Consider the following 20,461-nt stretch of genomic DNA (forward strand, 5'->3'; position numbering starts at 1 on the left):
AAAGCCGCCGATGCACATCGGCGGCTTTTCTGTATCAACTGCGGCTCACTTCCAGTGATCTTCCAATTGCTGCGGTTTGCAGGCAAACCACGCGCCGGTCAGCAATACGCCCGAGCAGCAGGCAAGGAAAGCGAACGACCAGGTCCAGCCATTGCTCACACCATGCAGCCAGCCAAACAACAGCGGGCCCAGACACGCCAAGCTGTAGCCAACGCCCTGCATGAAGCCGGACAGGGCCGCCGAGCCGGCCTGGCTGCGCGTGCGCAGGTTGATCAGGGTCAGGCCCAGCGGGAAGGTGGATGGGCCGAGGCCGGCGATTACCGCCCATAGCAACGGCGCACTCATCGGTGCCCACAGCAGGCCCGCGAAGGCGATCATGTTGAGCACGAACACCATCATCGCAATCGGGAACGGATTGCGCATGCGCACCGCCAAGGCGGGCACCAGCAGCGAAGGCAGCAGACCAATGGCCGAGTAGACCGCGACCATCACGCCACCGAAGGATTCGCTGGCGCCGGCTTCCACCATCACCTTTGGCAGCCAGGTGAACAACGAATAGGTGCCCAGTGAGGTCATGCCGAACATCAGCGCCATGCCCCAGCCCAACTGTGTCTTCCACACGCGGCCGGCAGCATGCTCGGTGTTGGTGGGGGTTGTTTCCACGCGTGGGGCGCTGCGTGCCAGCAGGATCCACGGCAGCAGGGCCGCCACCGACAGCAAGGACCACATGCCCAGCGAAACGCGCCAATCGAACTGATCGGCGACGGGCACGGCAAGCAGCGCGGGCACCATCGTGCCGGCCTGCAGTACCGAGATATAGACCGTGCTCAGCGTGCCCACGCGGTCGGCGAAGTAGCGCTTCACCAGTGGCGGCACGACCACGTTGCCCATGCCCATGCCGGCCAGCGCGATGGCCGAACCCAGCAGCAACATGCCGACGTTGCCGGAGAAGGCGCGCAGCAGCAGGCCGATGGTGGCCAGCACCATGGTCAGCACGGCGGTGCGTTCCAGGCCGATGGCGCGGGTGATGCGTGGCGTGGCCAGGCCGAATACGGCGAAGGCGGCAGTTGGCATCATGCCGAGCACGCCGGTCATGGTGCTGCCGAAATCAAAGACGTGGCCCAGCCGGTCCAATAGCGGCGTCAGCGAGGTAACTGCGCTGCGCAGGTTGGCCGAGACCAGCACGATGGCGACAAACGCCAGCAGACGGCCCTTGAGCAGGGGGTGCCGGATGAGGGACTGGGCGGGCGTGGACATGGCTTACTCCGACGCGGTGGGTGGCGTCGTTTTGAAACCCACCAAAAACAAAAGCCGACCAGAGGCCGGCTTTTGTCAAATTGGTCGGGGAGACAGGATTCGAACCTGCGACCTCTACGTCCCGAACGTAGCGCTCTACCAGACTGAGCTACACCCCGAAGGAGCCGCCTATGATAGCGGTGAACCTCGTGCCCTGCAAGTTCTTTTGTTCAGCCAGCGCTGCCTGCAAGGCGTGGTGCGTTGGCTGCCGATAACTGTGTACCGGCGAATAAAAAGCCTGGACAACGTTGCCGTTATTCCAGGCTTTTACCGACCCTTTGGTCGGGGAGACAGGATTCGAACCTGCGACCTCTACGTCCCGAACGTAGCGCTCTACCAGACTGAGCTACACCCCGCGAAGGGAGCCGGAAAGATACGCTCAGTCCGGCGTTTTGGCAATACCTTCACGCAGTTTTTCAGCGCTTTGCATCGATCTTGTTGGCTTCGCGCGCTTCAAACCACATGCCGTTGAGGATGGCGACCGTCGCAGCGAGGCCCGCACCCAGAATCCAAGCGAAATACCACATTGAGTTGTCTCCTTAGTGTTGTCGGTTGCCGATCAGTAAGCGTTCGGGTTGTCACCCATTTCTTCCACCGTGGTCTTGCCCTTCATTACGCGGTACACCCAGGTGGTGTAGGCAATGATGATCGGCAGGAACAGGCCGGTGGCCAGCAGCATCACCCACAGCGTCAGGTGGCTGGAGGACGCGTCCCACAGCGTCAGGCTGGAGCCCGGGCTGGTGGAGGAGGGCAGCAGGAACGGGAAGATCGCAAAGCCGACGGTGAGGATGATGCCGGCGATGGAAGCGCCCGAGGCGATGAAGGCCAGGCCGCCACGACGCTTGCGCAGCAGCACCGCACTGGCCAGCGCACCCAGCAGACCCACCAGCGGCGCCAGGATCGTGGCCGGCATGGAGCTGTAGTTGTGCAGCCAGCCACCGGCCTGCGAGAACTCAGCCGTCTTCAGCAGCGGATTGCTGGCACCGTCGGTGATCACCTGCGAGGTGATCTGGTAGCCCGGCAGGCCGAAGGCAACCCAGGCACCGGCCAGGGCGAACAGTACGAACGAGGCAATGGCGGCGATGCTGCCGATTTTTGCCGAACGCTCAGCGACCGGGCCGCTGGTCTTGAGTACCAGCATTGCCGCACCGTGCGAGACCAGCATTGCCACGCTGACCAGGCCGGCCAGCAGGGCGAACGGGGTCAGCAGGCCAAGCAGGTTGCCGGTGTAGAACACGCGCTGGGTATCGTCGAAGTGGTACGGCACGCCGAGCAGCACGTTGCCCACCGCTACGCCCATGATCAGCGCCGGGATGAAGCCACCAACAAACAGTGCCTTGTCCCAATTGTTGCGCCAGCGCTGGCTGGGCATCTTGCTGCGGTACTTGAAGCCGACCGGGCGCAGGATCAATGCGAACAGGATCAGGAACATCGCCAGATAGAACCCGGAGAAGCTCACCGCATACAGCGGCGGCCACGCGGCGAAGATCGCACCGCCACCGAGCACCAGCCACACCTGGTTGCCTTCCCACACCGGGCCGATGGTGTTGATCACCAGGCGGCGCTCTTCATCGGTCTTGGCCACGAACGGCAGCAGGGTGCCAACGCCAAGGTCGAAGCCGTCCATTACCGCGAAGCCGATCAGCAGGATGCCCAGCAGCAACCACCAGATCACGCGTAGCGTTGTGTAGTCCAGAAGAATGAATTCCATGAGTGTTCTCCTGCCTTATGCCTGGCCGTTGCCGGGGGCGTTGGCGTGATGGGTTGCGACGGCCGGGTGCTGCAGCGAGGGCAGGATTTCTTCCGGACCCTTGCGGATGGCCTTGAGCATCAGCTTGACTTCGATCACCAGCAGCACCGTGTACAGCGCGGTGAAGCCGATCAGCGTTGCCAGGATTTCGTATACGGCCAGCCCGGAAGCGGCATAGAAGGTCGGCAGCACGCCATCCACGGCCCACGGCTGACGGCCGTATTCGGCGATGAACCAGCCGCATTCGATGGCGATCCACGGTGCCGGCAGCGACCACAGGGCCACCCGCAGGAAGGTGCGCTTGTGCTCGAAGTTGTTGCGGCAGGAGTAATAGAAGGCCAGCGCGAAGAAACCGATCATGTAGATGCCGAGGCCGACCATGACGCGGAAGGTCCAGAACAGCGGGCCAACCGTTGGCACCGTATCCAGCGCAGCCTGTGCAATCTGCTCCGGCGTGGCGTTCTCGATGTCGTCGCGGTAACGCTTCAGCAGCAGGCCGTGGCCCAGATCCTGCCAATGACGGTCAAAGACCTCGCGGGCTTCGGCGTCGCTCTTGTCGGCACGGATGCGTTGCAGGGCGGCGTAGGCGATCTGGCCACCCTTGACGCGGCCTTCAGCCTGCTTGACCAGATCCAGGATGCCCGGAATCTCTTCATCCAGCGAGCGGGTGGCAATCAGGCCCATCACGTACGGGATCTGCACTTCGAAGTCGTTGCGCTGTTCCTGCTGGTTCGGGATGCCGAAGGCAGTGAACGGTGCCGGTGCCGGATGCGTATGCCACATGCCTTCGATGGCGGCCAGCTTCATCTTCTGGTTTTCCGCCGTGGCGTAACCGGATTCATCACCCAGCACGGCCACCGAGATGGAAGCCAGCAGACCGAAGGCCGAGGCCACCGCGAACGAACGGCGGGCGATGTCACGGTGCTTGCCGCGCAGCATGAAGAAGGCCGAGATCGACATCACGAACATCGCGCCAGCCACGTAACCGGCCGAAACGGTGTGCACGAACTTGGCCTGGGCCACCGGGTTGAGCAGCACGGCGGCGAAATCCACCACTTCCATGCGCATCGTTTCAGGGTTGAACACCGCACCCACCGGGTACTGCATCCAGCCGTTGGCAATCAGGATCCACAGTGCCGACAGATTGGTGCCCAGCGCCATCAGCCAGGTCACGGTCAGATGCTGCACCTTGGACAGGCGGCCCCAGCCGAAGAAGAACAGGCCGATGAAGGTCGCTTCCAGGAAGAACGCCATCAGGCCCTCGATGGCCAGCGGCGCACCGAAGATGTCACCCACATAGTGGCTGTAATAGGACCAGTTCATGCCGAACTGGAACTCCATCACGATGCCGGTACCCACACCCATGGCGAAGTTGATGCCGAACAGCACACCCCAGAACAGGGTCATCCGGCGCCAGACATCCTTGCCGGTCATCACATAGACGCTCTCCATGATCGCGATCATGAAAGAGAGCCCCAGCGTGAGCGGGACGAAAATGAAGTGGTACATCGCGGTCAGCGCGAACTGTAGACGTGACAGTTCTACGACTGTTGAGTCGATCATGGCCTGGTTACCTCGTGGGAATTGGGCGTCATGGTGTGGCGGGAAGGGGTTCTATGGCGGCGATACTCCCTGTTCAGCCCTGCCAATGCCTTGATCTGGATCAATGTGGGCTGGCTGTCCAACGCCGATGGTGCGGGACCGGCATGCGGGGTACGGCTTGCTTACAATCACGTAGTTCTCCTTCACCTGAGTTGTCAGTCTTGAGCGAAGTTCCACATTCCAACGCAGCGCAGCAGCAACGCCGTCAGCACCAGCAATGGCTGGCGACTCTGGCCTCCGGTGCCCGTACGCAGCAGCGTTTGGCGGCCGTGGCCGTCTGTGCTTCCGGTGCGCTGCTGATCGTGCAGGCGGGGGCCATTGCCTGGCTTATCCAGAGCATAGTCGTGGAACAACTGAATTGGGTACAGGTAATTCACGGTTTCTGGGTGTTGGCAGTAGTTCTACTGCTGCGCAGCCTGCTCGGCGGGCTGGCGCAGACCGCCGCCGGCAAGGTTGCCGATACCGCCAAGCTGGCCCTGCGCGAGCAGGTCTACCGGCGGTTGATGGCGCGCGGGCCGCTGTGGCTGCGGCGCCAGCGCAGTGGGGAACTGGGCGAGCTGCTGCTGTCCCACGGCGACGCCATCGAGGGCTATTACGCCGGTTTTCAGCCGGTGCGGGTGGAAGTGGTGGTGGTGCCGCTGCTGATCGTCGCCGCCGTGGCCTATGTGGACTGGGTGGTGGCAGTGATCTTTCTTTTCACCGCGCCGCTGGTGCCGTTCTTCATGATGCTGGTGGGCTGGGGTGCCGAAGCCGCCGGCCGCGCGCAACTGGGCGAGCTGGCGCGGATGAGCGGCCACTTTGCCGACCGCATCAAGGGGCTGGGGCTGCTGCGTCTGTATGGGCGCGGTGAAGCCGAGCTGGAGGGCGTTGCCGCTGCCGCCGATGGCGTGCGCGAACGCACGATGAAGGTACTGCGCATCGCCTTCCTGTCCTCGACCGTGCTGGAATTTTTCGCCTCGGTCAGTGTGGCGATGGTGGCCCTGTACCTGGGCCTGAGCTATCTGGGCCTGATGTCGCTGCACGCGGCCGTGCCAACCTTGGGCACCGGCATGTTCTGCCTGCTGCTGGCACCGGAGTTCTATGCGCCGCTGCGGCGTCTGGCCGCGCACTATCACGACCGTGCCAATGCGCTGGCAGCGGCTGCAGAGGTCGAGCGTTTGCTGGCCGATGACCTCGACGCAACAGCGGCCAACACCGTCGTGGCGCCGTTGGTAGCGCCGGAGCCGGCGCAACTGCATGCACCGCTGGTTGCGGTTCGGGCCGCAACGCTGCGGCCGCAGGGTGCGGCACATGATGTAGTGCGCGGGTTCTCGCTGGAGATCGGCGACGGCCAGCGGCTTGCGCTGGTTGGCCCCAGTGGCAGTGGCAAGAGCACCTTGCTGGAAGCGCTGGCCGGCTGGCTGCCGCCGCGCGAAGGCCGCATCGTGGTCCGCGATGGAGTGCGGGTTGGCTACGCCGGGCAGCGGCCCTACCTGTTTCATGGCTCGATTGCCGACAACCTGCGTCTTGCCGACCCGGCAGTGAGCGCGGCGCGGCTGCAGGCGGTGGCCGAAGTGGCCCAGGTGATGCGCTTCGCTCAGCATCTGCCGCTGGGTCTGGATACGGTGATCGGCGAGCGCGGCTTCGGCCTGTCCGGCGGTGAAGCACGACGGATAGGCTTGGCGCGGCTGTTGTTGCTGGAGCCGGACCTGTTCCTGCTCGATGAGCCCACCGCCTTCCTCGACCCGCAGACCGAAGCCGATCTGTTGCAGGCCCTGGCCGCGCATACGCGTGGCCGTACCGTGCTGATGGCTACCCATAGCGAAGCGGCAATGCGTTGGGCTGACAAGGTCATCGAATTGCAGGCCTCGGTGCCGCAGGCGCAGGGGGAAAGTGCATGAAGCCACAGACGATGCGTGATGTGTTCAAGCGCCACCGCTGGCGGCTGGCTTTGGCGACGTTGTTGCTGTTCACCACGATGCTGGCCGGGGTTGGCCTGCTTGGTCTGTCCGGTGGATTCCTGACCGCCGCAGCGCTGGCCGGTGCCTTGGGCATGGGTGCCACGTTCAATTTCTTCTCGCCCTCGGCCGGCATCCGTGCATTGACGATGGCGCGGATTGTCTCGCGCTATTTCGAAAAGCTGGTCGGCCACGATGCAACCTTGCGCATTGCCCGTGATCTACGCGTGTGGTTCTTCCAGCGCGCCCTGCCATTGGCGCCCGCGCGGCTGGGCAGCAGCCGTACCGGCGAACTGCTGGCGCGGCTGATCACCGATATCGGCGAAGTCGATGGCTTGATGGTGCGCGCCATCAGCCCCTTGCTGGCCTTGGCCGGCATCGCGCTGGCAACGGTGCTGGCAGCGGGCCTGATTCATTGGCCTGCGGCGGTGTTGTTGCTGCTGCTGGCGCTGCTGGTGGGTATTGGCGTGCCGGTGTTTGCGGTACGCCGTGGTGATGCGGTCGAGGCAGAGCGCGCACAGCAGCGCGCCAGCCTGCGCACGCTGGCGTTTGAAGGGCTGGAAGGCGTGGCCGACCTGACCGCGCTGGATGCCCGCGACGACTGGGCGCTGCGCGTGGATGCAGCCGCGCAGCAGCTGGCGCACAGCGACCAGCGTCGTCGTCGTCGGCTGATCGGCGGCAACGTTCTGCATTCGTCCATCGCCGGGCTGGGCTTGTTGGCGATGTTGTGGCTGGCCCTGTCTGCGTTCCAGGCTGGGCAGGTGGAAGCACCGTTCGCGGCCACGCTGGTATTCCTGACCGTGGCCCTGCTGGAAGTGGCAGCCGGTAGCGGCATTGCCTGGCAGGCCTTGCAGTCGGCGCGGGTTGCCGGCAAGCGGCTGCGGCAGATCGTCGACCAGCCGCCGGCCGTGCAGGAGCCTGCGCAGCCGCGCACGGTGCCGGAGGGTTCTGTTGCGGTGACATTCGAGCAGGTGGTGTTTGCCTGGCCGGGCGAAACACGGCGCTTGCTGGATGGCGTGGACCTGCAGCTGGCACCGGGTGACCGCATCGCGATCCGTGGCGACAGCGGTTGCGGCAAAACCACCTTGTCGGCCCTGCTGCTACGGCTGTGGGATCCGCAGCAGGGCTGCGTGCGCTTTGGTGGCATCGACCTGCGCGAGTTCGCACAGGATCACTGGTATCGGCAGATTGCCTGGTTGCCACAGGGCGCACCGGTGTTTGCCGGCAGCATTGCCGAGAACCTGCGGCTTGGTGATCCACAGGCCAGTGACACTGCGCTATGGGACGTGCTGGCGCAGGTGCGTCTGCATGACTGGGCGCAGCAGCAAGGCGGGCTTGATGCCTGGGTTGGCGAGAATGGCGCAACCATGTCGGCGGGCCAGGCGCGGCGCTTGGCCCTGGCGCGCGCCTTGCTGCGCAATGCGCCGATCATGGTGCTGGATGAGCCGACCGAAGGCCTGGATGTGGATACCGCGCATGCCTTGCTGGTTGATCTTGCCGCCGCCGTTGGTCAGCGCAGCCTGCTGATGATCACCCACGACCGCTTGCCGGAAGGAGTGGTGCAGCGGGAGTACCGCTTGCAGCAGGGGCGCTTGGACCTGCAATGAAGCGCGGCGACAGCGGGGCCAACAGGCCTCGCTGTCATTGCGGCTGCACACCCCAGGGCTTGGCCATCAACGGCCTGCGCTGCGGCGCAAGCGCTGGAAAAAGTAGGCAGCGATGCAGGCAACCGGCACGCTCACCAGCGGGCCGATCAGGAAGGCAAGGCCATCCTGTGCATCGCGGTGGCCGGTAACGTCCCAGACAAAGCGCAGGCCGAGCCAGGGAGCCAGCAAGCCGCCCAACAGGGCGGCAATCACAACGGCAAGCCAGACTCGCCGGCATAGCCTGCTGGCAATCCAGCCCAAGCCAATACTGACGGCAGTTGTCACAAGCCAGAAGGTCATGGCGTTTGGGTTCCCGTGATGTGGATCAAGGATGGAAGCCGTGGCTGCCGCATGCACGCATCATTGCATTGCTTGCCGGGCAGGGTGTTCCAAACAGGGCTGGTCAGCGACTGCTGCCATCCACATACGGACGCGACTGCAGGATGAGGATGTCATCGCCGACGACGGCCCACTCGATGTCCTGTTCCACCCCGCCCAGTGCCTGTTTGGTACGGCTGCCCACTGCGGCCAGTCGGGCGATCAGGCTATCGGTCAACACCTGGCGCGAGCCGGCAATCGCTACTTCGCGCACGCCGCCGCTGGCATTGGCAACCAGTTGGGTATCTTCGGCCGAGCGGCTCAGGACCTGCACCGCCTTGGACCAGGTCGAGTACATCACCTGCTCGGCCTGCCGCTTGCCTTCCACGACACGGATGCCGAGGCCGCGCTTGGCCGAGATGTAGGTGATGTGGCGACGACCGGCATCGAAGGGATCGCGGGTGATCATCACCCCGGAGCTGTCCGACGGTGCTGCTACCTGCACCAGCACCGCCATTGCTACTGCGTCCTGGCCCAGGCCGGCGGCACTGCGGGCTTCATAGGCCTCGAAGTTGTAGACCGACGCCCACACGGTTTGTATCGCATGCACCAGCGCGTCGGCGCCGACCACATTCGGCACGGTGGTATACAGGCCCGCACCGCTGAAATTCGGCAAGTCCTCGGAATTGGAGGAGCTGCGCACGAATACACCGCGCCCGCGCAGCTGACCCTGCCATTGCGATTGCAGACTGCGCACCAGCGCCGGATCAGGCGTGGCGTTGCTGATCTGCGCACGTAGCTCAGTCAGTGCGTCACGACGTACCTTGGCATCGGTGGCAAAGCCGGGACGCTGCTGCAATGTGCTCAGACGTTCGCTGATCCGCAGCTGCTGCATCGCAGTCTGGTAGTACGAGAAAGGAACGCAGAAGCCGTCCGGCACCTGTGCGGCCGGTGGCAGCGCGGATTTCAAGGTGCCCAGGTTCGCCGCTTTGACGCCGCAGTGGCTGCTGTCCCGGGCACGCAGGGCGGACAAGGGCTTGAGCGTGGTCACCGAGAGATCGGGGCGTGGCAGATTGCGCGCGCTGGGTTGCGCCGACCGCGACGGGGTACGCGCAGGGCGCGCGATTGGCCGCACCGTGTAATTGTTGTTGCTGACTTGCAGCTCCACCCACTGCCGGTCGTATTGGCGCAGCGCAGCCTGCGCATCGCGCACATAGACGTTGGGAATACGCCAGCCCTTGGCCAGCAGATTGACGTGCGACAGCAGGGTGGACGGGCGCTGGGTGACCAGGCCCGCCACCGGCGACAAGGCGATCGGGACCTCGTCCAGCACCACGATGTCCTGCGGCGAAAGATCCGTCGTCTGCTCGACCGAGCGGATGATGCGCAGGCGGCCTTGGGCGGTACCGGTGTTCAACGGCAGGAAACGCTGCTCGCGCAGCAATGCCTCCTGGGTAACGAAGGGCAGGCCGGCAGTGCGCGCAGTCTGTTCGTGCAGCGTGGAATTGGTCTTGAAGCGGATGGCCTCGTAGAACGATGCGCGCACCAGCTGGTCTGTCTGCCGCAACAAGGCCGGTGTCAGCTGATCACCTTCCCAGAATTCATAGGTATAGCCGGGCAGGTCGCGTTGCCAGCTGACCGTGCCGAACAGAAAGCGTCGTTGCGGGTCTTTGTATTGTGCATTGAGCGTGGCTTTGTCCAGCTGCGCGACCAGCCGTTCGCGGCGCACGAAGGTTTCATGCAGGGAATAGCGCGGCGTGTTGATGTAGTAGATGCGCGCAGGATCGCGGCGGTCGATGGTGAAGATCAGGTGCGGCATTTCCAGCGGCGTGCCAGGGTTGTACACCCGTGCCAGGCGCATGAAGTCATCACGGCTGCCGATGCGCGGCAGATGTGCAGGCGCTTGTGCGCTGTCGGTTGTTGGTGCTGCAGTGCCGGGCCGGTACTCGTAGGGCGAGGGCTTGCGGGCCGTCTGTGCCGAGGCCTGCGGGATCGTGCCCAGCAACAGGGCGGCTACAACAAGCTGCAGGGAAACAAAGCGGAAGATTGACTGCATGCGGGCTCGATCCATGACGCCGTGCTGGAATAGCGGAGGCCGAATGATAATCCAGCGGCATTGAAACCCAGGTGTGCGGCCTGCTTGCTGGGTGAAAGCAAGGCGATTCCTGTCGGTTTGTTGGGGGGCAGGGCCAGCCGATGTTGCTGGCTGTTCCGGGGCTTGGCTTGGCCTTGCTCGCGTATGAGCGATGAGGCTCGCACTATTGCGGCAGGGCTATCTTTCCACTGGCGATCAACACAATCGCGCCGATGTTGAGTACAACCGTCAGCCAGAAGACGAACTGGAAGCTCTGCTTGCTGGTCTTGTGCCGGAACAGCCCCTGGCCGATCAGCGCACCCGGCCAGCCGCCGAGCAGGGAAAGCAGGTGCAAGGTGTTTTCCGGCACCCGTTGTTGCCCGCGCGCTGCCGCACCTTTGTCATGCAGGTAGAAGCCCAGCGCAACGACACTCATGCCGAGCGCGGTAAACAGCGTCCAGTCCGGAACCAGCTTTACGATCCATAGCCCGGACAGGCCAAGCAGGGCGCCTACGCCCAGGCTGACATGCGGCAAGCGGGCGGTGGCTGCAGCTCGTTTCGGTGCAACGGCGGCCTTGCTGGCGGTAGCCGAGCGTACCGCGATGGCGTTGAGGCGGCCGCGCTCATCCGTGCGCAGCTGGTAATTGATCAGCATGCCATTGCTCGGCCGCTGCGAGCGTTGCTCGAACGCCTTGATATGCACGAAGGCCCGGTCACCACCGCCATTGGGCAGGACGAAGCCGTATCCCTTGTCATCGTTCCAGTCCTGCAACCTGCCTTGGTAGCGCATCGGATTCCGCCCTGTTCGTTGGCGCCATTGCAACGCAAATGCGGGTAGGAGGGAAGTGCCGGGCGGCAGGCGCGCCCAGCCGTTCGGGCCAGTGTTGCGCGGGTTGTGTAGCGGGAGGTGCATCAATCTCGCGGCGCTGTGCGAAGTTCCTGGCTGGCCCCAGGGCCTTTGTAGGAGCGGCGTAAGCCGCGAAGCTGGTGCTGCTGAGGATCCGGATATCTGTGGATCTGACGACGCAGTTGCTTCGTGGCTTACGCCGCTCCCACAAAAGCCGGTTTGAGCCGCATCAACCACCGGGGCTGGTCCTGCCAGAACAGTGCGTGTGTCACCCGCGGGCCAGCAGATGTTTGTGGGAGCGGCGTCAGCCGCGAAGCTGATGGTGCTGAAGGCTTGCGTGTCTGTGGGTCTGATGATGCAGTTGCTTCGCGGCTGACGCCGCTCCTACAAAAGCCGGGTTGAGTCGCATCAATCACCGGGACAGGGCCTGTCAGAACAGTGCGTCTGTCACCCGCTGGCCAGCAGATGCTTGTGGGAGCGGCGTGAGCCGCGAAGTCGGGGTTGGTGAAGGGCTGGGCATCTCTGGATCTGATGGTGTAGTTGCTTCGCGGCTTACGCCGCTCCTACGAAAGCCGGTTGAGTCGCATCATCCACAGGAGGTCCTATCCGAGCCGTTCTCGTGTAAGCGGACAGGTGTTTGTGGGAGCGGCGTGAGCCGCGAAGCTGATGGTGCCGAAGGCTTGAGGATCTGTGGATCTGATGGTGCAGTTGCTTCGCGGTTAACGCCGCTCCCACGGTTCCCACAACAGCTCGCCTATGCCGCTGCTGTTCTCTGCGGTTGGGTTCAACAGACCGGCAAAGGGCCGCTCAAGGTTCATCGCGCACACGCAGGAAGCGTGGAAAGCGAGGTATGCCGTGTATGGTCAGGCCGTTGTAGCGATAGGTGACCTGACTGCCGATGGCTGGGGGATCGGCGCGTTGTGCGTCGCTCAGGCCGCTGCCGATGCGGAACTGTGCGCCGCTGTCGCTGCGCATCAGCAGCGCGCCGACCATGCCGCTGTATTTGCCTTTGCCGGGGGCGTAGCCGACCACCCGGGCTTCTGCGTCATCGTACAGCTTGAGTTTGAGCAGGCCGGTGCTGCGACCGTTGCTGTATGGGTTGTCCTGATGGTGCAGCATCAGGCCTTCGGCGCCTGCCATGACCACCGCGCGCAGGTGTCGGTGCAGGCTTTCGCTGTCAGGTAGACGCTGTTGTTCGATGGCCAGCAGGTGAGGACTGCTTTGTGTGGCGATCATCCGCGCCAGTTGCGCATGGCGGTCACCAAAACCTCCGGTGCCGTGGGGCAGGTCGAAGGCCATGAAGCGGAGCCTGCGCCACTGCGTCTCGTCGCCAGGGCTGCTGCGGATCAGCGCGCTGGTCGCCTCGAACTGGCCGCGTGCCATCCATAGTTCGCCATCCATTGCCTGGTCAGGCCAGCCTTGGGTGAACCAGACAGGTGCCGCAATCCGGTGGCCGGCACGCGTCCACAATGTCTGCCCATCCCAGCGGGCGCGTACGCCATCGAGTTTTTCACTGACCAGATAGAGCGATACATCCGGCCCGTCCTGCCATGTTCCAGCCAGCATCAATGATGGCGGAGCGGCATATGCGTGACCTAGCACGTTGCCCAGGCAACACAGCAGAAACAGGAGCAGACGCATCATGGCTGGCCTCTGGTTGGCGGAGGTTCCAGTGTGCAGCGTGGCCAATACCGGTGCCCATTGGCGGGTGCCGGTATCAGCTGTCGGCGATGGGTTTACGCCGCTGTCGGTAGTGTCTGCAGAAACTGCGCTACAGCGGGGCCGAAGCGGTCGTAATCGACCAGAAAGGCGTCATGGCCCTGCGGTGAATCCATGCCGATGAACTGCGTGTCGGCACTGCCTGCGCGCAGGCCGTCGGCGATCTGCTGCTGCTGTTCCACCGGGAACAGAATGTCGGTGTTGGCGCCGATGGCGAGTGCGCGTTCAACACGGATTTTCGCCAACCCCGCGAGTACATCGCCGTTTGCGTATTCGGCCAGGTCGAACCAGTCCATGGAACGGCCGAGGTAGAGATAGCAGTTGGGATCGAAGCGGCGCACGAAGCGTCGTGCATGTCCTTCCAGATAGCTTTCCACCTGGAACTCCAGGCCGAAGGGGTCTTCGTCGACCTGGTCCGAGTCCAGCCGTACGCGGCCGAAGCGGCCATCCCATTCCAGCGCCGAGCGATAGGTGATGACACCGAGCTTGCGTGCCATGCGCATGCCCGATTCCGGGTAGTGCAGTTCATCGTAGTCGCCGTTGTTCCAGGCCGGATCCAGGCGGATGGCTTCGCGCTGCAGGGAACGGATGGCGATGGAGAACGGCAGGGCGCGGGCGCTGCCGGAAATATTGATATGGGCACGGGCGATGCCCGGGTGCTGCAGCAGCACAGCCAGCGCGGTCATGCCGCCCATCGAGTTGCCGATCAGGCAGGCCAGCTGTTTGATGCCCAGAGCGTGCACGACTTCGGCGGCGGCGTTGGCCACGTCTTCGATGGACAACTCGGGGAAGGACAGCCGATAGGTTTTGCCGGTGGCGGGGTCGAGCGAGGCAGGCCCGGTGGAGCCCTTGCAGCTGCCCAACGAGTTGACGCAGATGACGAACCAGCGCTCGGTATCGATTGGTTTGCCCGGGCCGAGCATGGGCTCCCACCAACCGGGCGCGGGATTGTCGGCATTGCTGGCGGCGTGCGCATCCGGCGACAGGCCGGTGACGATCAGGATGGCATTGCTGGCGTCGGCTGCCCGCGTGCCCCAGGTTTCGTAGGCGACGCGGGCGCCGATCAGGCTGCCGCCGCGCTTCATCGGGAACGGGGACGACAGCGCGTGGAAACGGCTACCCTCGGGAATGAATTCAGTCATCTGCCAATTTTAGCGGGGATGCCGGACGCATCGTCGCATGGATGATAACCGCTGGTTATCTGGGTATTTCCTCGCGACGATGCTGTGGCCCATATCTCGTAGGGCGAGGCCCAGCTTTTGTGGGAGCGGCGTAAGCCGCGAAGCAAGCGTGCAAGTCAGGCGGCACTGGTACCGTGGGCTTCAACATGGCCAGCTTCGCGGCTTACGCCGCTCCTACAATGCTGCCTGCAGGGCGCTGCCTGTTGTGCCGAGTTGCCCCGGTGCGCTGCGCTTACCCGGGCTACGGGGCTGTGGCGATATCGCGCAGGGCGAGGCCCAGCTTTTGTGGGAGCGGCGTCAACCGCGAAGCAAGTGCGCCAGTCAGGTGGCACGGGTGCCGTGGGCTTCAGCATGGCCAGCTTCGCGGTTTATGCCGCTCCTACAAAGCTGGCTGCAGGGCGTTGCATGTTGTGCCGAGTTCCGTGGGTGCGCTGCACTTGCCCGGGCTACGGGGCTGTGGCGATTTCGCGCAGGGCGAGGCCCAGCTTTTGTGGGCGCGGCGTTAGCCGCGAAGCAAGCGCGCCAGTCAGGTGGCACGGGTGCCGTGCGCTTTGGCATGGACAGCTTCGCGGCTTATGCCGCTCCTACGAAGCCAGCTTCGCGGCTTACGCCGCTCCCACAATGCTGCCTGCAGGGCTTCACTGGCCCAGCGTGATGGTCAAGGGCTTGTCAGCAGGCAGCTTGAGCTTGACCGGTGCCGACTCGACATCGCCTTCGCCGCGCATGGCGTTGCCGCTGGCAGACAGGCGGGCGAAGACTTCCACTTCCTGCAGGGCTGAAAGTTTCTGGGTCGGCATCGGGCTGTCGGCATCGTCGAGGGTGACCGTCAGCGGCTCGCTTTGCGCCGGATGGCGTTCCACCGCTACCGGCATCGGCGGACCGCCGGGGATGCGGGCGATGACGAACACGGTTTCCTTGCCGGAGGCGGCGCGCGCGGCCAATGCTGGCGCCAACATCACCGTTACGCGGATGCCGGAATTGTTGGCGGCGGTGGCTGCCGGCGTACTGCCGGACGCGTTGCCTGGGGTCTTGCCGCGGGCGATATCGATCTGTTCCTGCAGTGCGCGGGCAGCAGCGGGCTCCAGCCGTGACAGCAGGCTTTCCCAGGTCTGCGCGGCCTGTTCGTCCTGGCCTTGCTGGCGTTGGACGATGCCGGTCAGCCAGATGGCACGTTCGTTGTCCGGCGCGATCTGCCGCGCATGGGCCAACCACTGCCGTGCGGTGGCGTCGAACAGGAGCTTGGGATCGGCTTGGGCGCGGGTTTGTGCGGCTTCGATCAGCAGCGTTGGCTCGTCCGGCGCCAGCTGCGCGGCGCGTTGGTAGGATGCGGCGGCATCGGCAACCTTGCCGATTTCCAGCTGCGAGCGGGCCAGCAGCACCCAACCGTCGACGCGCTCGGGATTCTGCTGCAACGCCTCCTGCAACTGGGCAATGCCTTCTTCGATGGTCTGCGGTGCAGCGGCTGTTTCGAACTGTGGCTGCATTGCCGCCGGTGTTCCCAGCCACTGGTACAGGCCCAGCGTGGCGACCAGCGCCAACGCAACCAGGCTGCCCCAGATGCGTCGTTTACCGGCACGCCATAGCGGCCACAAGGTGATTCCGGTTGCTGCTACCGCCAACACGCCAGCGCCGATCAGGAACCAAACATTCACCATTCGCGTTCTTCCTGACTGGCGTCGTCATGGGGGGCAACAGGCACCGCGCGGCCACGGCGGCGCACATGCACGACCAGCAGCACCGCGCCGGCCAGCAACAGCAGGCCCGGGCCGAACCAGAGCAGGGCGGTGCCGGCTTCCAGCTGTGGCCGGTACAACACGAACTCGCCGTAGCGCTCGACCAAGAACTGCTTGATCTGCGCGTCACTGCGGCCTTCGTGCATCAGCTTGAGCACTTCGCGGCGCAGGTCGTGGGCGATCTGCGCATTGGAGTCGGCCAGCGATTGGTTCTGGCATTGCACGCAACGCAGTTCCGCGGTGAGTGCGTGGAAACGCACTTCCTCGGCGCGGTCACGGTACTGCAGCGGGCTGGGGTCGCCGGCTGGTTGGGCGCTGGCGGTGAACGCCAGGCACAGCCACAGCAATACGCCAGCCCAGGCTTTCATCGGGTGGCCCCGAAATCCGGTGCGCCGTGCGCACCGCCGGCAGCGGCTTCCACTTTTTCCAGTGCCGGGATCAGCTGCTCGTCCATGACCTGTTGGGTGATGGCGCCGCTGTACTTCCAGCGCACGATGCCGCTGCCATCGACCAGGAAGGTTTCCGGTGCGGCGGCGATGCCCCAGTCCAGCGCGGTGCGGCCATCCTCGTCGGCCAGCACCACCATGTACGGGTTGCCCAGCTGCTCAAGCCAGCGCAGCGCTTCGCTGGGCTCATCCTTCCAGTTGTAGCCGATCACGCGCACCCGCTTGGTTTCGGCAAAGCGGGTCAGGATGGGATGTTCATCGCGGCAGGTCGGGCACCAGCTGCCCCAGACGTTGAGCAAATAGGGCGCGCCGCGCAGTTGTTTGTCGGTGACGTGCACGCTGGGATCATGCAGCACCGGCAATGAGAACGCCGGCGCTGGCTTGTTGAGCAGGGCCGAGGGCAGGCTGTCGCGGTCCGGTTTGCCGGAGCGGCTGACGCCATACAGCATCAGACCCATCAAGCCGACGAAGAACAGCACGCCAAGGGCGATGGCGACGGGCGGCAGCCGATGGGAGGTTTTGGGTGAGGGACTATTCATTTCGATTTCTCAGGCAGCCGACGGAAACGGCGGTCGACGGCGGTGATGAAACCGCCCAGCGCCATCAGCGCCGCGCCCAGCCAGATCCAGCGGACAAAAGGTTTGATCTGTACGCGCACGGCCCAGGAGCCGTCGCCCAGTGATTCTCCCAGCGCGACGTAGATATCGCCACCCAGGGCGGGGTGGATGCCGGCTTCGGTCATCGGCTGGCCACCACTGGCGTACATGCGTTTTTCCGGGTGCAGGCGGGTGATCAAAGTGTCGCCGCGCAGCACCTGCAGGTGGCCACGGTCGGAGTGGTAATTGGGCCCGTCGGTTGCGTCCACACCCTCGAACAGCAGCGTATAGCCACCTGCGTCGACGGTCTTGCCCGGCGCCAGCGCGACCTCGTGCTGGACATGCAGCGCTTCCACCAGCAACGCGCCAACCAGGAACACGGCAACGCCGAAGTGGGCAATCAACATGCCCCAGGTCTCGGCATTGAGGCGGCCGCCCTTGCGCAGCCGCGCCCACAGGTAATAGCCGGTGCCACCGGCCACCCAGGCAGCGCCGGTGATGCCAAGCGCGGTCTTGAACTTGCCCTGCGGCGCCATCCACCAGCCGATGATACCCAGCAGCAGCGCGAGCCCGGCCCAGGGCGCAAGCAGCGCCAGCGTGCGCAGGCCCTGCTCGCGCTGCCAACGGCTGAGCGGGCCGAACGGCAGCAAGACGATCATCGGCGCCATCAACACCAGGAACAGCGTGCCGAAATAGGGCGGCCCTACCGATACCTTGCCCAGGTCGAGCGCGTCGGCCAGCAGCGGGTACAAGGTGCCCAGCAGTACCATGGCGCAGGCGCAGCTGAGCAGCAGGTTGTTGGCCAGCAGCAGGCTTTCACGCGAGTTGAGGGCGAAGGCGCGACGTGGATCGTCGCTGTTGCCGCCGATGCCGGGCGCGCGCAGGGCATACAGCAGCAGCGATCCGCCGACGACGATGCCCAGGAAAATCAGGATGAACAGACCGCGCGAAGGATCGGCCGCAAACGAATGCACGCTGGTCAGCACACCCGAGCGCACCAGGAAGGTGCCCAGCAGCGACAGCGCGAACGCGGCAATGGCCAGCAGCAGGGTCCAGCCGACAAATACGCCGCGTTTTTCGGTAGCCGCCTGGGAGTGCAGCAGGGCTGCGCCCACCAACCACGGCATGAAACTGGCGTTTTCCACCGGGTCCCAGAACCACCAGCCACCCCAGCCCAGCTCGTAGTAGGCCCACCAGCTGCCCAGGGCAATGCCGATGGTCAAGAAGCCCCATGCCGCATTGGTCCAAGGCCGCGTCCAGCGCAGCCAACGCACGTCGATGCGGCCGTCGATCAATGCGGCAATGGCGAAGGCAAACGGCACCGCGAAGCCGACGTAGCCCAGGTACAGCAGGGGCGGATGGATGATCAGCCCCGGGTCCTGCAGCAGCGGGTTGAGGTCGTGGCCTTCAGACGCTGCCGGCAGCAGGCGTGCAAACGGATTGGAGGTGAACAGCAGGAAGGCGAGGAAGCCAACGCTGATCATGCCCATCACCGCCAATACCCGTGCCACCACTTCCGACGGCAGCTGCCGCGAGAACGCGGCAACGGCGGCAGTCCACAGCGCCAGCACCAGCGACCACATCAGCAGCGAGCCTTCGTGCGCGCCCCATACCGCCGAATAGCGGTAGATCATCGGCAGCAGCGAGTTGGAATTGTCGGCGACGTAGCGCAGCGAGAAATCCTGGCGCACGAAGGCGATGGTCAGCACCACGAAGGCGGCCAGCACCATGGTCAGCTGCAGCATCGCTGCCGGTCGTGCTATCGCGGTGAGCGCCGGAATGCCGCGTTGGGCACCGACCAGTGGCAGGACGCTTTGCAGCAACGCTGCCAGCAGGGCGAGTATCAGTAGTACCTGTCCGATTTCACCAAGCACTCAGGGCGTTCCCGTCGTTGGGGTGGTGGCCGGGACCTGGTGCTTGTCGTGCGCCACGCCCATCTTGTCGGCCAGCTCCTTGGGCATGTAGGTCTCGTCATGCTTGGCCAGCACATCCTCGGCAACGAACACGCCGTTGGCCATGCGCCCGGTGGCGACCACCGCCTGACCTTCGCGGAACAGATCCGGCAGGATGCGGTCATAAGTTACCGGCAGCACCGCATCGCCATCGCTGACCTCGAAGCGCGCCAGCAGGGCGCCGGGTTCGCGCTTGAACGAGCCTTTGGCGACCATGCCGCCGAGCCGGAAGCGGGCATCGGGCGCGACCTTGCCGGCTTTGACCTCGGCCGGGGTGTACAGATAGGCGATATTGCGTTGCAGGGCGGTGCTGACCAGGGCGACGGCGGCGCCGGCCACCAGCACCACCAGCAATACCCACAGCAGGCGGCGGCGTTGAGTCGGGCTCATCGGCTCAATTCCTCGTCAACCGCTGCGCTGCTGGTACGGCTGGCGCGCTGGATGCGCGCACGGGCCTCGCGCAGCTGCTGACGGATCTGCAGGCGCGGCACGATGAAGTCCCAGGCCAGCACGATGAAGAACACCGCATAGGCCAGCGCCACGTATTTGAAATAGCTCATGCCGATTTCTCCAGCCGTTCGCGCAGCCAGGCCTTGCCAACCTCGCGGCGCAGGTTGTCGGCGCGTGCACGCGAGAGCAGCGAGCCGGCGAACCAGAACTTGGTGGCCAGCACCATGATCCACAGCGGCAGGATCATGCTGCTGTCCATGCTGGATTCGCCGAACACGCGGATGGTCTGGCCCTGGTGCAGCGAGTTCCACCACACCACCGAGTAACGGATGATGGGCAACATCACCACGCCGACGATGGCCAACAGGCCGGCCGCGCGCGCGGCGGCGCGGCGGTCATCGATGGCGCCGTACAGGCCCATCACGCCCAGGTACATGAACAGCAGGATCAGTTCGGTGGTCAGGCGCGGGTCCCAGTCCCACCAGGTGCCCCACATGGGTTTGCCCCAGATGCTGCCGGTGAGCAGGGTGATCAGGGTGAATGCGGCGCCGATGGGCGCGCAGGCCATCGCCAGTATTTCGCATAGCTTGATCCGCCAGATCAGCGCGATGGCGCTGTACAAGGCCATCAGCCCGAATACGAACAGGCTCATCCATGCCGACGGCACGTGGATGTAGAGGATGCGGAAGCTATCGCCTTGCTGGTAGTCGGCCGGCACCACCGCCAGTGCCTGCCACAGGCCGAAGCCGAACAGGGGCAGGGCGGCGATGTAACACCAGGTGGACCAACGGGCGGCGAAGGTATCGAAGTAAGGCGGGGAGCCCAGCTTGTGAAACCAACCTGCTAAACCTTTGAACATCCGCTCGCTCGCTGAGGAAGACGATGGCCGGGCCGCGATCTGCGGCCTGGCCGGC

Annotated in this window: 18 protein-coding genes and 2 tRNA genes; 2 read left to right on the forward strand and 18 right to left on the reverse strand. The window is 64.6% G+C overall.

From position 1 onward, the window contains the following. Positions 1-45: 45 nt before the first annotated feature. From ACVOKO_RS06060 to ACVOKO_RS06085, 6 genes are all read right to left on the reverse strand, one after another. Positions 46-1,257, reverse strand: a complete 1,212-nt coding sequence (locus ACVOKO_RS06060; RefSeq protein WP_346498045.1) for a CynX/NimT family MFS transporter — start codon at positions 1,255-1,257, stop codon at positions 46-48. Between the two features lie 81 nt (positions 1,258-1,338). Then, positions 1,339-1,415 (reverse strand) — tRNA-Pro (locus ACVOKO_RS06065). A 160-nt stretch (positions 1,416-1,575) separates the two neighbouring features. Beyond that, positions 1,576-1,652 (reverse strand) — tRNA-Pro (locus tag ACVOKO_RS06070). 60 nt (positions 1,653-1,712) lie between these two features. Beyond that, positions 1,713-1,823, reverse strand: coding sequence for a cytochrome bd-I oxidase subunit CydX (cydX, locus tag ACVOKO_RS06075; protein WP_282269734.1), 111 nt, complete (start codon positions 1,821-1,823; stop codon positions 1,713-1,715). Positions 1,824-1,855: 32 nt separating this feature from the next. Next, the gene (gene cydB, locus ACVOKO_RS06080) at positions 1,856-3,007 is read right to left on the reverse strand and encodes a cytochrome d ubiquinol oxidase subunit II (RefSeq protein WP_346498046.1); all 1,152 of its coding nucleotides are present in this window, start codon (positions 3,005-3,007) and stop codon (positions 1,856-1,858) included. A 15-nt stretch (positions 3,008-3,022) separates the two neighbouring features. Then, positions 3,023-4,609: a cytochrome ubiquinol oxidase subunit I gene (locus ACVOKO_RS06085; protein WP_346498047.1), complete on the reverse strand. Its 1,587-nt coding sequence runs from the start codon at positions 4,607-4,609 to the stop codon at positions 3,023-3,025. Positions 4,610-4,752: 143 nt separating this feature from the next. Here ACVOKO_RS06085 and cydD point away from each other — a divergent pair, with 143 nt between their 5' ends. Both cydD and cydC read left to right on the forward strand, forming a co-directional pair. Then, positions 4,753-6,528 carry a thiol reductant ABC exporter subunit CydD gene (cydD, locus tag ACVOKO_RS06090; protein ID WP_430980723.1) on the forward strand — a complete coding sequence of 592 codons (1,776 nt, stop codon included), beginning with the start codon at positions 4,753-4,755 and terminating at the stop codon, positions 6,526-6,528. Continuing rightward, positions 6,525-8,192 carry a thiol reductant ABC exporter subunit CydC gene (cydC, locus tag ACVOKO_RS06095; protein WP_346498049.1) on the forward strand — a complete coding sequence of 556 codons (1,668 nt, stop codon included), beginning with the start codon at positions 6,525-6,527 and terminating at the stop codon, positions 8,190-8,192. Before cydD ends, cydC begins: the two co-directional genes overlap by 4 nt. 66 nt (positions 8,193-8,258) lie before the next feature. On the opposite strand, the gene ACVOKO_RS06100 is transcribed toward cydC, so the two are convergent. From ACVOKO_RS06100 to ccmC, 12 genes are all read right to left on the reverse strand, one after another. Continuing rightward, positions 8,259-8,531 carry a hypothetical protein gene (locus ACVOKO_RS06100; RefSeq protein WP_346498050.1) on the reverse strand — a complete coding sequence of 91 codons (273 nt, stop codon included), beginning with the start codon at positions 8,529-8,531 and terminating at the stop codon, positions 8,259-8,261. Positions 8,532-8,634: 103 nt separating this feature from the next. After that, on the reverse strand, positions 8,635-10,605 hold the full coding sequence (locus ACVOKO_RS06105) for a PEP/pyruvate-binding domain-containing protein (protein WP_346498051.1): 1,971 nt from the start codon (positions 10,603-10,605) through the stop codon (positions 8,635-8,637). A gap of 202 nt (positions 10,606-10,807) precedes the next feature. Beyond that, on the reverse strand, positions 10,808-11,413 hold the full coding sequence (locus ACVOKO_RS06110) for a DUF1294 domain-containing protein (RefSeq protein WP_346498052.1): 606 nt from the start codon (positions 11,411-11,413) through the stop codon (positions 10,808-10,810). Between the two features lie 864 nt (positions 11,414-12,277). Next, the gene (locus ACVOKO_RS06115; protein ID WP_346498053.1) at positions 12,278-13,114 is read right to left on the reverse strand and encodes a DNA ligase; all 837 of its coding nucleotides are present in this window, start codon (positions 13,112-13,114) and stop codon (positions 12,278-12,280) included. 92 nt (positions 13,115-13,206) lie between these two features. Then, positions 13,207-14,331, reverse strand: coding sequence for a homoserine O-acetyltransferase MetX (gene metX, locus ACVOKO_RS06120; protein WP_346498054.1), 1,125 nt, complete (start codon positions 14,329-14,331; stop codon positions 13,207-13,209). Between the two features lie 677 nt (positions 14,332-15,008). Beyond that, positions 15,009-16,025 carry a tetratricopeptide repeat protein gene (locus tag ACVOKO_RS06125; RefSeq protein ID WP_346498055.1) on the reverse strand — a complete coding sequence of 339 codons (1,017 nt, stop codon included), beginning with the start codon at positions 16,023-16,025 and terminating at the stop codon, positions 15,009-15,011. After that, positions 16,019-16,471: a cytochrome c-type biogenesis protein gene (locus ACVOKO_RS06130; RefSeq protein ID WP_346498056.1), complete on the reverse strand. Its 453-nt coding sequence runs from the start codon at positions 16,469-16,471 to the stop codon at positions 16,019-16,021. The genes ACVOKO_RS06125 and ACVOKO_RS06130 overlap by 7 nt, the downstream gene beginning before the upstream one ends. Next, positions 16,468-17,088 (reverse strand): DsbE family thiol:disulfide interchange protein, encoded by a 621-nt coding sequence (locus ACVOKO_RS06135; RefSeq protein ID WP_346498057.1) that lies wholly within the window; start codon positions 17,086-17,088, stop codon positions 16,468-16,470. The genes ACVOKO_RS06130 and ACVOKO_RS06135 overlap by 4 nt, the downstream gene beginning before the upstream one ends. Further along, positions 17,085-19,019 carry a heme lyase CcmF/NrfE family subunit gene (locus ACVOKO_RS06140; RefSeq protein WP_346498058.1) on the reverse strand — a complete coding sequence of 645 codons (1,935 nt, stop codon included), beginning with the start codon at positions 19,017-19,019 and terminating at the stop codon, positions 17,085-17,087. Before ACVOKO_RS06140 ends, ACVOKO_RS06135 begins: the two co-directional genes overlap by 4 nt. Then, positions 19,020-19,487: a cytochrome c maturation protein CcmE gene (gene ccmE, locus ACVOKO_RS06145; RefSeq protein ID WP_346498059.1), complete on the reverse strand. Its 468-nt coding sequence runs from the start codon at positions 19,485-19,487 to the stop codon at positions 19,020-19,022. Beyond that, positions 19,484-19,657: a heme exporter protein CcmD gene (gene ccmD / locus ACVOKO_RS06150; RefSeq protein WP_346498060.1), complete on the reverse strand. Its 174-nt coding sequence runs from the start codon at positions 19,655-19,657 to the stop codon at positions 19,484-19,486. Before ccmD ends, ccmE begins: the two co-directional genes overlap by 4 nt. Continuing rightward, on the reverse strand, positions 19,654-20,406 hold the full coding sequence (ccmC, locus tag ACVOKO_RS06155) for a heme ABC transporter permease CcmC (protein ID WP_057626105.1): 753 nt from the start codon (positions 20,404-20,406) through the stop codon (positions 19,654-19,656). The genes ccmD and ccmC overlap by 4 nt, the downstream gene beginning before the upstream one ends. Positions 20,407-20,461: the final 55 nt, after the last annotated feature.

This window comes from Stenotrophomonas sp. STEN240, assembly GCF_056756175.1.

Bases quoted from the DNA above. Each gene is read 5' to 3' on its own strand.
- ACVOKO_RS06060 (WP_346498045.1), bottom strand. From the start codon at position 1,257: ATGTCCACGCCCGCCCAGTCCCTCATCCGGCACCCCCTGCTCAAGGGC.
- cydX (WP_282269734.1), bottom strand. From the start codon at position 1,823: ATGTGGTATTTCGCTTGGATTCTGGGTGCGGGCCTCGCTGCGACGGTC.
- cydB (WP_346498046.1), bottom strand. From the start codon at position 3,007: ATGGAATTCATTCTTCTGGACTACACAACGCTACGCGTGATCTGGTGG.
- ACVOKO_RS06085 (WP_346498047.1), bottom strand. From the start codon at position 4,609: ATGATCGACTCAACAGTCGTAGAACTGTCACGTCTACAGTTCGCGCTG.
- cydD (WP_430980723.1), top strand. From the start codon at position 4,753: ATGCGGGGTACGGCTTGCTTACAATCACGTAGTTCTCCTTCACCTGAG.
- cydC (WP_346498049.1), top strand. From the start codon at position 6,525: ATGAAGCCACAGACGATGCGTGATGTGTTCAAGCGCCACCGCTGGCGG.
- ACVOKO_RS06100 (WP_346498050.1), bottom strand. From the start codon at position 8,531: ATGACCTTCTGGCTTGTGACAACTGCCGTCAGTATTGGCTTGGGCTGG.
- ACVOKO_RS06105 (WP_346498051.1), bottom strand. From the start codon at position 10,605: ATGCAGTCAATCTTCCGCTTTGTTTCCCTGCAGCTTGTTGTAGCCGCC.
- ACVOKO_RS06110 (WP_346498052.1), bottom strand. From the start codon at position 11,413: ATGCGCTACCAAGGCAGGTTGCAGGACTGGAACGATGACAAGGGATAC.
- ACVOKO_RS06115 (WP_346498053.1), bottom strand. From the start codon at position 13,114: ATGATGCGTCTGCTCCTGTTTCTGCTGTGTTGCCTGGGCAACGTGCTA.
- metX (WP_346498054.1), bottom strand. From the start codon at position 14,331: ATGACTGAATTCATTCCCGAGGGTAGCCGTTTCCACGCGCTGTCGTCC.
- ACVOKO_RS06125 (WP_346498055.1), bottom strand. From the start codon at position 16,025: ATGGTGAATGTTTGGTTCCTGATCGGCGCTGGCGTGTTGGCGGTAGCA.
- ACVOKO_RS06130 (WP_346498056.1), bottom strand. From the start codon at position 16,471: ATGAAAGCCTGGGCTGGCGTATTGCTGTGGCTGTGCCTGGCGTTCACC.
- ACVOKO_RS06135 (WP_346498057.1), bottom strand. From the start codon at position 17,088: ATGAATAGTCCCTCACCCAAAACCTCCCATCGGCTGCCGCCCGTCGCC.
- ccmE (WP_346498059.1), bottom strand. From the start codon at position 19,487: ATGAGCCCGACTCAACGCCGCCGCCTGCTGTGGGTATTGCTGGTGGTG.
- ccmD (WP_346498060.1), bottom strand. From the start codon at position 19,657: ATGAGCTATTTCAAATACGTGGCGCTGGCCTATGCGGTGTTCTTCATC.
- ccmC (WP_057626105.1), bottom strand. From the start codon at position 20,406: ATGTTCAAAGGTTTAGCAGGTTGGTTTCACAAGCTGGGCTCCCCGCCT.